We start from the raw sequence: 13627 nt of genomic DNA, 5'->3' as shown, positions 1-13627 counted from the left end.
CACCTGTTCCCATGTCGAACACAGAAGTTAAGCTTCTTAACGCCGATAGTAGTTGGTGGGAAACTGCCTGCGAGGATAGGAAGTTGCCACGCTTATGGAGGATTAGCTCAGCTGGGAGAGCATCTGCCTTACAAGCAGAGGGTCACAGGTTCGAGCCCTGTATCCTCCATTGAGCCGTTAGCTCAGCCGGTAGAGCATCTGACTTTTAATCAGAGGGTCGGCAGTTCGAACCTGCCACGGCTCATTGCACAAGAGTGCAGTGAAGAAAAATTGAATACATGCGGGTGTGGCGGAATTGGCAGACGCGCTAGATTTAGGTTCTAGTGTCTTTTGGACGTGAAGGTTCAAGTCCTTTCACCCGTATTAATATGCCGACTTAGCTCAGCTGGCAGAGCACCTGTCTTGTAAACAGGGGGTCGGAGGTTCGAACCCTCTAGTCGGCATATGCGGAAGTAGTTCAGTGGTAGAACATCACCTTGCCATGGTGGGGGTCGCGGGTTCGAATCCCGTCTTCCGCTTTCATTATATTCGCCGGGGTGGCGGAACTGGCAGACGCACAGGACTTAAAATCCTGCGGTGAGTAATCACCGTACCGGTTCGATTCCGGTCCTCGGCATATAATGAAAATGCACCCATAGCGCAACTGGATAGAGTGTCTGACTACGAATCAGAAGGTTGTAGGTTCGACTCCTACTGGGTGCATAGTTCGGGAAATAGCTCAGCTTGGTAGAGCACTTGGTTTGGGACCAAGGGGTCGCAGGTTCGAATCCTGTTTTCCCGATTGCAACGATTTGCAAATATATTCATGGCGGTGTAGCTCAGCTGGCTAGAGCGTCCGGTTCATACCCGGGAGGTCGGGGGTTCGATCCCCTCCGCCGCTATTTTGGACCTTTAGCTCAGCCTGGTTAGAGCAAACGGCTCATAACCGTTCGGTCGTAGGTTCGAATCCTACAAGGTCCATAAAGTGTCTTGTAGGCGACTTTATATTATTGGTTCCATGGTCTAGTTGGTTAGGACGCCTGCCTGTCACGCAGGAGATCACGGGTTCGAATCCCGTTGGGACCGTAATGGCTCGGTAGCTCAGTTGGTAGAGCAATGGATTGAAGCTCCATGTGTCGGCGGTTCGATTCCGTCCCGCGCCATTAGATCTATTTATTCATAATATGCGGGTGTAGTTTAGTGGTAAAACCACAGCCTTCCAAGCTGTTGTCGCGAGTTCGATTCTCGTCACCCGCTTTTTCCTTTTTTGGGCCTATAGCTCAGCTGGTTTAGAGCGCACGCCTGATAAGCGTGAGGTCGATGGTTCAAGTCCATTTAGGCCCATTTTGGAGAAGTACTCAAGTGGCTGAAGAGGCGCCCCTGCTAAGGGTGTAGGTCGCTAACGCGGCGCGAGGGTTCAAATCCCTCCTTCTCCGTTTTTATTTTAATGTATGGCCCCTTGGTCAAGTGGTTAAGACACCGCCCTTTCACGGCGGTAACATGGGTTCAAATCCCGTAGGGGTCATTGCACTTTTTAAGTGCAAGTTATATAATTGTATATACATATATTTGGAGGATTACCCAAGTCCGGCTTAAGGGAACGGTCTTGAAAACCGTCAGGCGGGTCAAACCGCGCGTGGGTTCGAATCCCACATCCTCCTTTTTCATATTATCGCGGGATGGAGCAGTCTGGTAGCTCGTCGGGCTCATAACCCGAAGGTCGTTGGTTCAAACCCAGCTCCCGCAATTTTTTTATTTATTGGTTCCATGGTCTAGTTGGTTAGGACGCCTGCCTGTCACGCAGGAGATCACGGGTTCGAATCCCGTTGGGACCGTAATATGGCTCGGTAGCTCAGTTGGTAGAGCAATGGATTGAAGCTCCATGTGTCGGCGGTTCGATTCCGTCCCGCGCCATAAATGGAGGGGTAGCGAAGTCTGGCTAAACGCGGTGGACTGTAAATCCACTCTTTCGGGTTCGGAGGTTCGAATCCTCTCCCCTCCATCGTTTTTAGGGATATGGTGTAATGGTAGCATACGGGTCTCCAAAACCCTTGATGGGAGTTCGATTCTCTCTATCCCTGTTGTACCATGGCGGTATTGGTGAAGTGGTTAACACACCGGTTTGTGGATCCGGCACACGTGGGTTCGATCCCCACATACCGCCCTTTAAATTGGGCTATGGCCAAGCGGTAAGGCAACAGGTTTTGATCCTGTCATGCGCTGGTTCGAATCCAGCTAGCCCAATTTTTTTTGGCGGTATAGCCAAGTGGTAAGGCAGAGGTCTGCAAAACCTTCATCGTCGGTTCGAATCCGATTACCGCCTTTGGCTACAAGCTATTTTGTGAATACATGCCGGTGTGGCGGAATTGGTAGACGCGCTGGATTCAAAATCCAGTTTCCAGTAGGAAGTATCGGTTCGACTCCGATCACCGGTATTATCCACTTGGATATGAGTGGACAGCAAAAAGTGTGATAGTTAGTAAAAACCTTGACAGATTAACGTTTGTTGAGGTTTTTTTATTGCTTTAAAATTGTTCGTATGGATATAAATAGACATGTTTTACAGAATGTGGTGCACAAATGGTGCACATGGATTATTTTTTGAGAATTTTGGTGCATAAGTGATAACTGCTGTAAGTCATGGGAGACAAATGATACAGCAGTTTTTTAAAAAAATATATTTTGTCTTTATTTTATGCAAAAAGGTATATAATTTGCATAAAATAAAGACGAAGGATAGATAAATGACACAGAAGAAAGAAATAAGAGAATTTTTAAGAAAAAACAAAGGACAAATAACACTTAGTGATGTCAGAAATCTTGGGATTTCTACTAAAGTTTTGAGTAGGATGTTTAATGATAATGAAGTATATAAATTAACATCAGGAGTATATATTGATCCTGAAGAATTTGGTGATGAGTTGAAGGGTTTACAATATAGATTCAATAAAGGTATTTATTATCGGAGTACGTCGTTATTTTTACACGGAATGATTGATCGAACACCATCGTTTTATGAAATGAATTTTCCTAATTCTTATTTTTATCCTTCAAATATTGAAGAACCACTAAAGATGTATAGACAAGAACTTCATCTGTATAAAATTGGAATTGAATCAATTGAGACTCCACGTGGGAATGAAGTATTAGTTTATAATATTGAAAGAACGTTATGTGATATCATACGTAAGCGTAATAGACTTGATCCAGAGACAATAAAACAAGCCGTGAATTATTATGCTAAGTATTCAGGTAAGAATGTACACAAATTAGTTGAATACTCTAAAATTTTTAAAGTTGAATCTGAAATTGAAAATTATATGGATGTGCTATTATGAAATTAAAATATATAGATAAAAAGCAATTTTTAGCAAATATAAGAAAAATGGCAAAAGATAATAAAGTTACTCCGCAAATTCTTCTGCAGGAAGTGATTCGTGATGATATCTTAAGTGGGAGCAGTTATTTGTCTGATATTCTTCAAAAAGAGTGGGTAAAACATAAGAAAAAATTTCATGATGATATTGAATTTAATACTTTTGTTAGTAATGAAGCGAAAGGATATCATGGTAAAGAGAAAGTAACAAGAGAAATTGCAAATGGACTATATGAAACTGATGGCAAGTATTGGGTTAATCCATGGATGGCTGGTTTTGATATCGTTCAAATGTCGACGACAAGTATTATCACCAGTGGTCCACATATGAGCCTTGGTGAACGTAGTAATAAAGATACATTTACTGAAAATCAAAAGAATGAACCGCATGGAAAAGGCGAGGTTGATGTAAATGAAGATTTGGAAGAATTGAAAAAAAATCAAAAAAATATCCAAGGAGAAAACAAATAATTGTGAATATGGAAGAAAAAAAGAAGATGCTACTGGATACATTGAGTACAGCGTACTCAGATCCTAAAGTAAAAGAAGATAAGGATTTACAAAATATGATTTTTGAATTTGCACAAGAAATTAATACTACCAAAAATGTGGCTCATTCGTGTGTCTTATTTGTGCCTAAGATGAATGCATTAGTATCAATAAATGCTTTCCATGTACAGAATATTCCTAACACAGTTTATAAATTAATTGATATAGTTCATAAGATTGCAAGTGAAGAAATGCCAAAATCGAGTAGTTGGTTCGGACCCACGGGAATGATGGGACTATATAAATAAGGATTGAAATATGAAGAAATATAAATGGATTTTATTAGTAGTAATTATCGTATTAGGAGTAGTAGGATTTGTTATATACAAAGAAGTTAACAAGCCTAAGGATGTTTTTGAAGAAATATACAAAGTAGAGGTTAAAGACTCTCAAACTGATACAGAAAATGGTCTTAAAAAAATTGGATATAGGGAATTTGATACAGTTAATTCAATTAAGGAAAAAGGTACTTTTGGCTTAGAAAAAAAATTTAGTAAAACTAAGAGGATAGATTATATATTTATAACTTTGCCGGGTGGATCATTGTTAGATGACCCATCGGTATTAATAATATATGAAACCAGATTGAGTGATAAAGAAAATATTGTATATGATTACTTATATGACATTGAAAGCAATACTCTAACTAAGAGAATTGACTATAATATGGATAAAAAGAATCTATCAAAATATGGACTTACTGAAAAAGAAGTTGAGGTTGACTACAAAAAAGTACTTGAAGAGAAAGTCATTAAAATTTGGGTAAATACATATAAAGATTCACAGTTTACAGAGAGTAACATTGGAAATATCAATGTTAATAAAGGGAAGATTTATAAATGAAACAATACATATTATTTTTGAAGGGCTATTTTACTTTTGCTGGTAAGTCAAACAGAAAAGAGTACTGGATACCAACTCTAATAAATCGAGGTATACAGTTCCTTATTTATGCGATTTGGCTTGGGTATATTAATTATGTATCCACCCATTATAGCTTTATAACAAGTACTGATATAAATACCGCTAAAAATATAATACTTGTAAGTAATGTATTTAGTGCTCTTATACTTATTCCATCTTGGTCGATTGCAGTGAGAAGATTTAGAGATGCAGGACTTGCTTGGTATTATTGTTTTCCATTTGTTGTAGCTACAGATGGAATAGCTTTGTTTAGATTGTATAATAATCCAATAGTAGCGACGCTATTTATGTTAATGATGGCCTATCAATTTGTGATTTTTCTTCGTCCAACAAAAAGAGAATAAGATGTGTTTGTTAGAAGCTTGAACAAGTGTTTTAAGCAAAAAATCAAATACAGTTTTATTGATAATGTTTGGTGGTCATTTGGTGGTCATTATCACGACGAATGTTGATAATATTGGGTTTTAGGCATTATTCAAGACCGATCACCGGTATATAATAATTGATAATTAAAGAATAGCTTATAAGTATTTTAATGATACTTATAAGCTATTTTTATGTTCCTTTTAATTGTTCTATATAACTATTAATTTTTTTGTTATTGAATATTGTAGATGTTACAATCGATTTAATGATAGCGATTACATTAACGTAAAAGATAGTGTATAAGCTTAGTAAATTGTAAGGAGCTGTGTATATGGAAATTAATGCTTTTGGTGTTGAAGAATGGTTAAATGTTTGGGAAAAGAGTGCTACATATGATATAGCTCAAAGTACTATATCCTCAATGACTATGGATGAAATTTTAAATCTTGATGGTAATCAAGGTGAAGAATTTTATAAATTACTAAATAGTCAAAAAATGAATTACGGATGGATTGAAGGATCCCCTGAGTTTAAAACTGAAGTTGCTAAATTATATAAAAATATCGATCCTGATAATGTTTTACAAACTAATGGTGCTACGGGAGCAAATCATTTAGCCTTATACGCATTAGTAAATCCTGGTGATCATGTAATTGCCGAATATCCTTCTTATCAACAACTCTATGATATTCCTAAGTCTCTTGGGGCTGATGTTGATTTTTGGCAAATTCATGAAGAAGATAATTGGTATCCCTCTATTGATGAATTAAAACAATTAGTAAGACCTGATACAAAACTAATATGTCTGAACAATGCCAACAATCCAACAGGTACAATTTTAGATCGTGAATTTTTAGAACAAGTGGTAGAAATAGCAAAAGAAGTAGATGCTTATATTCTTGTTGATGAAGTGTATCTTCCTTTAGACAATCCAGATAAATTTGTATCTATTGTAGATTTATACGATAAAGGAATTGCAACAAACTCACTTTCAAAAACTTACTCGGTTCCTGGAGTTAGAGTAGGATGGGTTGTTTCAAATTCAGAACTTGCAGATATATTTAGAAAATATCGAGACTATACAATGATTTGTTGTGGAGTATTTAATGACATGTTGGCCGTTTATGTTTTACGTCATCGGCAACAAGTTCTAAAAAGAAATCGTCAATTAGTTTTAAATAATTTAGAAATATTAAAAAATTGGATTGATAATGAACCTCGAGCAAGTGTTATATTACCGCAAGCAGTGTCGACATCTTTTCCTAAACTAGATATTCCTGAAGACATAGAAGAATTCTGTATTAAATTATTAGAAGAAAAAGGCGTTTTACTAGTACCTGGTAATCGATTTGATATACCAGGGCATGTAAGATTAGGATATTGTGCATCAGAAGAAACTTTAAAAAATGGATTAACAAAGTTATCTGAATTTATGCATGAACAATATGATTAATTAATAAAAAAGACATCTAATTAAGATGTCTTTTTTAATTTATCTTTATAAATGTTAGTACAGTAGGAATACTTTTTATAACTAAAAATTATAATAAAATTTATCCGAATTATTTGATAAATCATCGCCCAAAATTTTCTATATATGGTATGATATTTTTCGTTGGCACAATATGTTGTATTGATGTCGTTATTCTAGGAGGGTATTATGATGATCGTTTTAAGTGGCACTATTGGTGCAGGAAAAAGTAGTTTAGCAACAATTCTATCTAAACATTTGGGAACAGAACCATTTTATGAACAAGTTGATAATAATCCAGTTTTACCTTTGTTCTATGCAGATCCAAAACAATATGCATTTTTATTACAAATTTATTTTTTAAATAAACGTTTTGATGCTATCAAACAAGCACTAGGGAATGATAATAACGTTCTAGATCGTTCTATCTATGAAGATTCACTATTCTTCCATATGAATGCTGATATGGGACGCGCTACACAAGAAGAAGTTGAAGTATATGATGAACTTCTTGATAATATGATGCAAGAACTACCATACGCTGCAGATAAAAAAGCTCCTGATCTATTAATTCAAATAGATGTATCTTATGACAAGATGCTTGAAAGAATTCAAAAACGTGGTCGTGATTATGAACAAATCGATCAAGATCCTAGTCTTGTAGAATACTACAAGAACCTACTTTCTCGTTATGATAAATGGTTTGAAGATTACGATCACAGCCCTAAGATGAGAATCAATGGAGATGAATTAGACTTCGTTGAAAATGAAGATGATCAAAGAAAAGTTCTTGAATTAATTGACGCTGAAATTAAGAAGCGCGATATGTTAAAATAAATCCCAGACAGTTTGTACACTCCTGAGCTACCTGTCAAAAATTAAAATAATGGAGAGTTTTACTATGAAAAAAATCACTACTCAAGATTGGATTGAGTTAGCTATTATTGCCGCAATGTATGTTGTTTTGACAACTGCAATTGCACCATTCTCATACGGAATTATTAACTTTCGTGTTTCAGAAGTTCTAATGATGCTACCTTTCTTCAATCATAAATATTCAATTTCATTGATTGCTGGATGTTTCATTGCAAATCTATTCAGTCCAATGGGAATGCCTGATATAATTTTTGGAACCTTAGCGACAACAATTGTTTGCATAATTATTATGCTTATTAGCAAGTCATGGCTTGTACCAATTATTGCTGCTGTTGTGAATGGAATTATTATTGGAATTGAATTGAATTTAGTTTTAAAATTACCTTTATGGGCTTCAATTGGTAGCGTTGCTTTAGGCGAGGTCATTATTATGATCATCGGTTGGGCAATCTTCTACTTTGCTATGAGGAATAAACAATTTAATAAACTAGTAATGAATTAAGAGAATACATTGTATTCTCTTTTTTTCTTATCTTTTATAATAAAAACCATACAATTTGCTATAATAGACTTTAACTTCCACAGTTAGGAGCACTTGATTTCGTATGAATATTGGAATTTTTACAGACACATATTTCCCACAAGTCAGCGGTGTGGCTACATCTATTCTTACTTTGAAGAATGACTTGGAACGAAAAGGACATTCTGTATATATATTTACTACTACTGATCCACATGCAAATAAAGATGTAATTGAACCTAATGTCTTTCGACTACCTAGTGTTCCATTTATATCTTTTACAGATCGTCGAATCGCAATTAGTGGTTTTTTTCATGCGGTTGAAATTGCTAAAGAATTAGAGTTGGATATTGTTCATACTCAAACTGAATTTTCGATGGGAATGATTGGGAAATATGTTGCCAATCGATTAAAAATACCTTGTGTTCACACATACCATACAATGTATGAAGATTACTTGCATTATGTTTTGAATGGGCACTTATTGCGTCCGTATCATGTTAAACAGATGACACGAATGTTTGTAAGTCATACTGCCGGTGTTGTTGCTCCAAGCGAACAAGTTCGAGCAGTCCTTGATAGGTACAAGATTAAAACTCCAATTACTATTATTCCAACTGGAGTAGATATTTCTGAATTTACCAAACCAGTTGATACGAAAGCGTTAAGAAGAAGTCTTGGGATAGATGATGACGCTCCTGTGTTGCTCTCTTTAAGTAGAATTGCGATGGAGAAAAAAATCGGAGTCACAATCGGCGTAATGCCGCAATTAATTAAAAAATATCCAAACATAAAATTAGTAATTGTTGGTGGCGGCCCAGATATGGACGAGATTCAACAAATTGCTAAAGATTTGGATGTAATGGATCATGTAATATTCACTGGTGAGGTAAAACATGATAATGTAGCTCCGTATTATCATATGGCTAACTTATTTGTTTCTGCCAGCGATACTGAAACTCAAGGATTAACTTGTATTGAAGCAATTTCAGCGGGAGCTAAAGTAGTTGTTAGAAGTGCCCCTTATACAGACGAACTACTAAAAGATCCAGCAGTAGGTGTTACTTTTGAAAAAGATGGACAAATGCTATCAAGTATTGAACAATACTTAGATCATCCATTATCATTTGAAGATAAAAAATCACAAAGAAAAATATTGCATGATATTTCATCGGATACTTTTGGTGATAGTATTATCGAATTTTATCAGGATGCATACAAATATTTCTTAAAACAAAAATTATCTAGTACTATTCTAAATAGCGAGGAGTTTAATGATGATCAAAATTAATATGTTCTCTTCAGCTGATAAAGTATCTGGCCAAGGTGTCGGAAGTGCATATAAAGAGTTAATCAATTTATTGGATAAACACTTTAAAGATGAATTTGAAGTTACTATTAATAAATATATAAAAACAGATGTAACGCACTATCACACAATTGATCCAAAATTCTATCTTTCAACATTTTTAAAAAAACGTCGAGGACGCAAAGTTGGTTACGTACACTTCTTGCCTGAAACATTAGAGGGAAGTATTAAATTACCAAAATTTGCACGTCTTATTTTCTATCGTTATGTGATTAGTTTTTATAAACGAATGGATCAAATTGTTGTGGTAAATCCAAGCTTCATTCCTAAGCTAGAGAAATACAAAATTGAACGTAGTAAAATAAAATACATTCCTAATTTTGTCTCAACTGAAACGTTTCATGAAAAGACAGCAGCTCAGAAGAAAGAATTACGTGAAAAATTAGCAATTGAACAAAATGATTTCGTGGTATTCGGTAATGGTCAAGTGCAAGAGCGAAAAGGAATTGATGATTTCTTCAAACTAGCTCAAAACAATCCTGATATTAAATTTATCTGGGCTGGTGGATTTTCATTTGGAAGAATTACCGATGGATATGAACGCTATAAAAAGATGGTCGATAATCCTCCAGAAAATCTTACATTTACGGGAATTGTCAGCAGAGAAGAACTAGTAGATTATTATAATGTATGTGATTTGTTCTTACTTCCTTCATATGATGAGCTATTCCCAATGTCTGTTCTTGAGGCTCTAAGTTGTGGGAATCCAGTATTGCTTCGTGATTTAGAATTATATGAAGCTATTCTTAAGGGATATTACGAATCTGGTAAAGATTACGAAGAATTAAATGAAAAAATACATACATTACGTGATAATCCTGATAAACTAAAAGAATTAAAAATTAAATCCAAAGAAGCATCTGCAAAATATTCTGAGGAAAATTTGAGTAAGATTTGGCTTGAATTTTATATAGAACAAGCTAAACTAGGTGAATAAATGAATCGAAAAAATATTCTAGCAATTATTCTGATGCTAGCTTTAGGTGTAGGAATATTTTCTTGGGAATTGAGAAACACCGACCTTAATTTAATTATACAAAGCCTTAGAAACATTAATATTGGATGGATTATAGTTGCTTTTATATCTATGATGTTATCTTTTTTGTTTGAAGCATTGGTTCTTAAAGTATTATTACGCGGAAGACTCGATCGAAAACTAAGTATGTGGGAGTATTTACGTATCCCTTTGATCCAAGCATTATTTAATGCAATTACACCATTTTCTTCTGGTGGACAACCTGCGCAATTAGTTGCACTAATGCAATCGAAAGTTGAATCCGGTAAGGCAAGCTCAGTATTGTTAATGAAATTCATTGTTTTTCAAACAATGGTAATGGTTAATTTTATTATTGCTTTAATAATTGGATTCAAACATATTTCAAGTAGTTTCTCTGGGCTATCGGTATTAATTGTTGGTGGATTTGTTATTCATATCGTTACGATAACGATTTTGTTAATGATTATGTACTATTATAGTTTCACTAAAAAAGCTGCAGTTGTTATTATGAAATTAGTGAAACGATTTGCAAAAAAGAATGGCCCTAAATGGGAAGCGGTACTATTAAGAAAAATCGATACATTCTATGAAGAAAGTTTAGTTTTGAAAAAAGAGTATAAAAAGGTAATAGAAGCTGCGATATTAACTTTTATTCAATTGCTTTTTTATTATCTGGTGGTATATTTTGTATTACTATCATTACAAGTTAACAACGTAAATATTGTTAAAGTGTTAGTATTACAAATAATGATTGTCATGATTGTTTCCATTTTCCCTATTCCCGGTGGATCGGGTGGAGCAGAGTATAGTTTTAAATCATTGTTTTCTGGATTTTTACCTGTTCAAAGCTCACTAGTTCTAGGGATGTTTTTATGGAGATTCATTACATACTTTTTAGGAATGTTCTTGGGAATTATTGGGGTTGCAAAAAGCCCTCAAAAAGATTGACTTTAATGGAGTAATTAATAAATGAAAAATTTTTATCAAAAATTAAAAGGCTTTTTCAATACTAAACTTGGATTTTTAGTATTAGCCATAGTGTTATTCTGGGTGAAGACGGTTTACGCATATTACAATAAGTTTAACTTAGGAATTGAAGGATCAATGCAGGGGTTCTTAGCTATATTGAACCCACTTCCTACGACGATCTTACTATTTGGAATTGCCATGTATATGAAGGGTAGAAAATCATATGTCTACTTAATGATTATCGATTTAATAACTTCAACATGGCTTTTCTCAAATATACTTTACTATCGAGAATTTTCTGACTTTTTAACTATGACCTTGATCAAAGGATCTGGGTCAGTTGGTAATAATCTTGGTAAGAGTATTGTTGGAATTATTGAACCAACAGACTTTTTAGTTTTCTTAGATATTATTATCTTAGTTATTCTATTAGCTACACATTTTATTAAAGTGGATGTTAAGAAACTAAATTGGAAAATACCAGTTATTATTAGTTCAATTTCTGTACTATTATTTGGAGTTAATCTTACACTGGCACAATTGGATCGCCCAGGATTATTAACAAGAACATTTGATAATAATTATATTGTTAAGTATTTAGGGCTAAACAGTTATACAGTTTACGATGCGGTTAAAACTGCCAAGACACAAGCTGTTAAAGCAAATGCTGACAGTTCCGATTTGAAATCTGTTAAGTCATATATGGACGCTAATTATGTAGCACCTAATGTTGAATACACTGGTGTTGCTAAAGGAAAAAATGTATTTATTATTCATTTAGAGAGTTTCCAACAATTCCTAATTGATTTCAAATGGGATGGGCAAGAAGTAACCCCTAATATCAATGCCTTGTATCACAATCAAAATACATTGAGTTTTGATAATTTCTTCCATCAAGTTGGTCAAGGTAAAACAGCCGATGCCGAATTGATGCTAGAGAATTCATTATTTGGATTGCCTGAAGGATCTGCTATGGTTACTGATGGAACAACGAATACGTTCCAAGCAGCACCTGCTATTCTTGGTCAACAAGGATATACTTCAGCATCATTTCATGGGGATGTTCCTAGTTTTTGGAACCGTGATAACACTTATAAATCATGGGGATATGACTACTTCTTTAGTTCTGAGTACTATAAAGAAAAAGAAGATTACAATATTGGATACGGAATGAAAGATAAAATCTTCATGAAGGATTCAGCTCAATATATTGAACAACTTCCTCAACCGTTTTATGCAAAATTAATTACCGTTACTAACCATTATCCATATCTATTGGATAAACAAAACCAATCAATTGCGCCTACAGATACTGGCGATGAAACAGTGGATGGTTATGTGCAAACAGCCAAGTATTTAGATCAATCAATTGGTGAGTTTATGACTTGGTTGAAAGATACGGGTATGGATAAGAAGAGTATGGTTGTCTTTTATGGAGATCATTACGGAATTTCTGCTAACCATAAGAAGGCTGTTGCTAAGCTTTTAGGTAAAGATGAATTTAATGATTTCGATAACGCTCAGTTCCAAAAAGTACCATTTATGATTCATATGGATGGACTAAAAGGTGGCGTTAACCATACATATGGTGGTGAAATTGATGTTTTACCTACATTAATGAACTTACTAGGTATCAATGATAAAGACTATATCCAATTTGGTTCTGACTTATTAGCTAAGGATCATAGTCAAACAGTGGCATTTAGAAATGGTGATTTTGTAACACCAAAATACACTAAAGTCGGAAGTACTTACTATAATACAAAGAATGGTAAGCCATTGAAGAAGATTAGTAAGGTACAAGAAACAGAATTAGATAAGTTATCTAATAGTGTAACAACAGAATTATCACTATCAGATAAGATTGTGAAAGGTGACTTGTTACGTTTCTATACTCCTAAAGGATTCAAGAAGGTAGATAAGAAGGATTACTCTTATAAAAAGTCAAAGGCTGATGCTAAGCTTAAGAAAACGATTAAACAAAACACTATGATTGAAGAACTAGGTAAATCCACAGTTGATTTATACAAAACAGATGCTCCTGAACTTAAATAAAATCATTAAAAAAACGCAAAATATTTTGCGTTTTTTGTTTACAAAAAAATAGTTTAGAAAAGAGAAGAAAAAGACTTGACGATAGGCGTAGGGCTTGGTAATATAGTTCTTGTCGTTAAGACAGTTGTTAAAAAAACGAGTTAAAAAACACCAAAAAGAAGTAATGAATTATTTCA

The 13627-nt window shown here is 34.6% G+C and carries 12 protein-coding genes, 26 tRNA genes and 1 rRNA gene; all 39 read left to right on the top strand.

Features of this window, described 5'->3' with window-relative positions:
* Window positions 1-92: ribosomal RNA gene (gene rrf / locus RD055328_RS02115) — 5S ribosomal RNA — on the top strand; the annotation flags it as partial.
* 4 nt (window positions 93-96) lie between these two features.
* Window positions 97-169, top strand: a tRNA-Val gene (locus tag RD055328_RS02110).
* Between the two features lie 2 nt (window positions 170-171).
* A tRNA-Lys gene (locus RD055328_RS02105) sits at window positions 172-244 on the top strand.
* A 36-nt stretch (window positions 245-280) separates the two neighbouring features.
* A tRNA-Leu gene (locus tag RD055328_RS02100) sits at window positions 281-363 on the top strand.
* Window positions 364-370: 7 nt separating this feature from the next.
* Window positions 371-443, top strand: a tRNA-Thr gene (locus tag RD055328_RS02095).
* 3 nt (window positions 444-446) lie between these two features.
* Window positions 447-518: transfer RNA gene (locus RD055328_RS02090), tRNA-Gly, on the top strand.
* Between the two features lie 12 nt (window positions 519-530).
* A tRNA-Leu gene (locus RD055328_RS02085) sits at window positions 531-616 on the top strand.
* A gap of 12 nt (window positions 617-628) precedes the next feature.
* Window positions 629-702 (top strand) — tRNA-Arg (locus tag RD055328_RS02080).
* A gap of 5 nt (window positions 703-707) precedes the next feature.
* Window positions 708-781 (top strand) — tRNA-Pro (locus tag RD055328_RS02075).
* A gap of 26 nt (window positions 782-807) precedes the next feature.
* Window positions 808-881: transfer RNA gene (locus tag RD055328_RS02070), tRNA-Met, on the top strand.
* A 4-nt stretch (window positions 882-885) separates the two neighbouring features.
* Window positions 886-960, top strand: a tRNA-Ile gene (locus RD055328_RS02065).
* A 31-nt stretch (window positions 961-991) separates the two neighbouring features.
* A tRNA-Asp gene (locus RD055328_RS02060) sits at window positions 992-1065 on the top strand.
* 4 nt (window positions 1066-1069) lie between these two features.
* Window positions 1070-1142, top strand: a tRNA-Phe gene (locus tag RD055328_RS02055).
* Window positions 1143-1165: 23 nt separating this feature from the next.
* Window positions 1166-1236, top strand: a tRNA-Gly gene (locus RD055328_RS02050).
* A gap of 12 nt (window positions 1237-1248) precedes the next feature.
* Window positions 1249-1323: transfer RNA gene (locus tag RD055328_RS02045), tRNA-Ile, on the top strand.
* Window positions 1324-1327: 4 nt separating this feature from the next.
* Window positions 1328-1415 (top strand) — tRNA-Ser (locus RD055328_RS02040).
* Window positions 1416-1432: 17 nt separating this feature from the next.
* Window positions 1433-1504: transfer RNA gene (locus RD055328_RS02035), tRNA-Glu, on the top strand.
* Window positions 1505-1550: 46 nt separating this feature from the next.
* Window positions 1551-1640, top strand: a tRNA-Ser gene (locus RD055328_RS02030).
* A 12-nt stretch (window positions 1641-1652) separates the two neighbouring features.
* Window positions 1653-1726: transfer RNA gene (locus tag RD055328_RS02025), tRNA-Met, on the top strand.
* Between the two features lie 14 nt (window positions 1727-1740).
* Window positions 1741-1814, top strand: a tRNA-Asp gene (locus tag RD055328_RS02020).
* A gap of 6 nt (window positions 1815-1820) precedes the next feature.
* Window positions 1821-1893 (top strand) — tRNA-Phe (locus RD055328_RS02015).
* Window positions 1894-1898: 5 nt separating this feature from the next.
* Window positions 1899-1981, top strand: a tRNA-Tyr gene (locus tag RD055328_RS02010).
* Window positions 1982-1989: 8 nt separating this feature from the next.
* Window positions 1990-2060, top strand: a tRNA-Trp gene (locus RD055328_RS02005).
* A gap of 10 nt (window positions 2061-2070) precedes the next feature.
* A tRNA-His gene (locus RD055328_RS02000) sits at window positions 2071-2143 on the top strand.
* 8 nt (window positions 2144-2151) lie between these two features.
* Window positions 2152-2223: transfer RNA gene (locus tag RD055328_RS01995), tRNA-Gln, on the top strand.
* Window positions 2224-2231: 8 nt separating this feature from the next.
* Window positions 2232-2302 (top strand) — tRNA-Cys (locus RD055328_RS01990).
* A gap of 28 nt (window positions 2303-2330) precedes the next feature.
* Window positions 2331-2414: transfer RNA gene (locus RD055328_RS01985), tRNA-Leu, on the top strand.
* Between the two features lie 309 nt (window positions 2415-2723).
* Window positions 2724-3317, top strand: a complete 594-nt coding sequence (locus RD055328_RS01980) for a type IV toxin-antitoxin system AbiEi family antitoxin domain-containing protein (protein WP_244087165.1) — start codon at window positions 2724-2726, stop codon at window positions 3315-3317.
* Window positions 3314-3826, top strand: coding sequence for a hypothetical protein (locus tag RD055328_RS01975; RefSeq protein WP_244087164.1), 513 nt, complete (start codon window positions 3314-3316; stop codon window positions 3824-3826). The genes RD055328_RS01980 and RD055328_RS01975 overlap by 4 nt, the downstream gene beginning before the upstream one ends.
* A gap of 2 nt (window positions 3827-3828) precedes the next feature.
* Window positions 3829-4152, top strand: coding sequence for a hypothetical protein (locus RD055328_RS01970; RefSeq protein ID WP_244087163.1), 324 nt, complete (start codon window positions 3829-3831; stop codon window positions 4150-4152).
* 10 nt (window positions 4153-4162) lie between these two features.
* Window positions 4163-4747, top strand: coding sequence for a TipC family immunity protein (locus RD055328_RS01965; RefSeq protein WP_244087162.1), 585 nt, complete (start codon window positions 4163-4165; stop codon window positions 4745-4747).
* The gene (locus tag RD055328_RS01960; protein WP_244087161.1) at window positions 4744-5172 is read left to right on the top strand and encodes a DUF805 domain-containing protein; all 429 of its coding nucleotides are present in this window, start codon (window positions 4744-4746) and stop codon (window positions 5170-5172) included. Before RD055328_RS01965 ends, RD055328_RS01960 begins: the two co-directional genes overlap by 4 nt.
* A 353-nt stretch (window positions 5173-5525) precedes the next feature.
* A complete protein-coding gene (locus RD055328_RS01955; RefSeq protein WP_244087160.1) occupies window positions 5526-6647 on the top strand; it encodes an aminotransferase in 1122 nt (373 codons plus the stop codon).
* 210 nt (window positions 6648-6857) lie between these two features.
* On the top strand, window positions 6858-7502 hold the full coding sequence (locus tag RD055328_RS01950) for a deoxynucleoside kinase (protein WP_244087167.1): 645 nt from the start codon (window positions 6858-6860) through the stop codon (window positions 7500-7502).
* Window positions 7503-7566: 64 nt separating this feature from the next.
* Window positions 7567-8043: a QueT transporter family protein gene (locus tag RD055328_RS01945; protein WP_244087159.1), complete on the top strand. Its 477-nt coding sequence runs from the start codon at window positions 7567-7569 to the stop codon at window positions 8041-8043.
* 103 nt (window positions 8044-8146) lie between these two features.
* Window positions 8147-9352, top strand: a complete 1206-nt coding sequence (locus RD055328_RS01940; RefSeq protein WP_244087158.1) for a glycosyltransferase family 4 protein — start codon at window positions 8147-8149, stop codon at window positions 9350-9352.
* Window positions 9339-10367, top strand: coding sequence for a glycosyltransferase family 4 protein (locus RD055328_RS01935; RefSeq protein ID WP_244087166.1), 1029 nt, complete (start codon window positions 9339-9341; stop codon window positions 10365-10367). The genes RD055328_RS01940 and RD055328_RS01935 overlap by 14 nt, the downstream gene beginning before the upstream one ends.
* Complete coding sequence (locus RD055328_RS01930) at window positions 10368-11375, top strand: lysylphosphatidylglycerol synthase transmembrane domain-containing protein (protein WP_244087157.1); 1008 nt, start codon at window positions 10368-10370, stop codon at window positions 11373-11375.
* Between the two features lie 21 nt (window positions 11376-11396).
* Complete coding sequence (locus tag RD055328_RS01925; protein WP_244087156.1) at window positions 11397-13451, top strand: LTA synthase family protein; 2055 nt, start codon at window positions 11397-11399, stop codon at window positions 13449-13451.
* The last annotated feature ends 176 nt before the right edge of the window (window positions 13452-13627 follow it).

The organism is Companilactobacillus sp. RD055328, assembly GCF_022835675.1.
Lineage (GTDB): Bacteria > Bacillota > Bacilli > Lactobacillales > Lactobacillaceae > BQUT01.
This window is presented reverse-complemented; position numbering and strand designations above follow the sequence as displayed.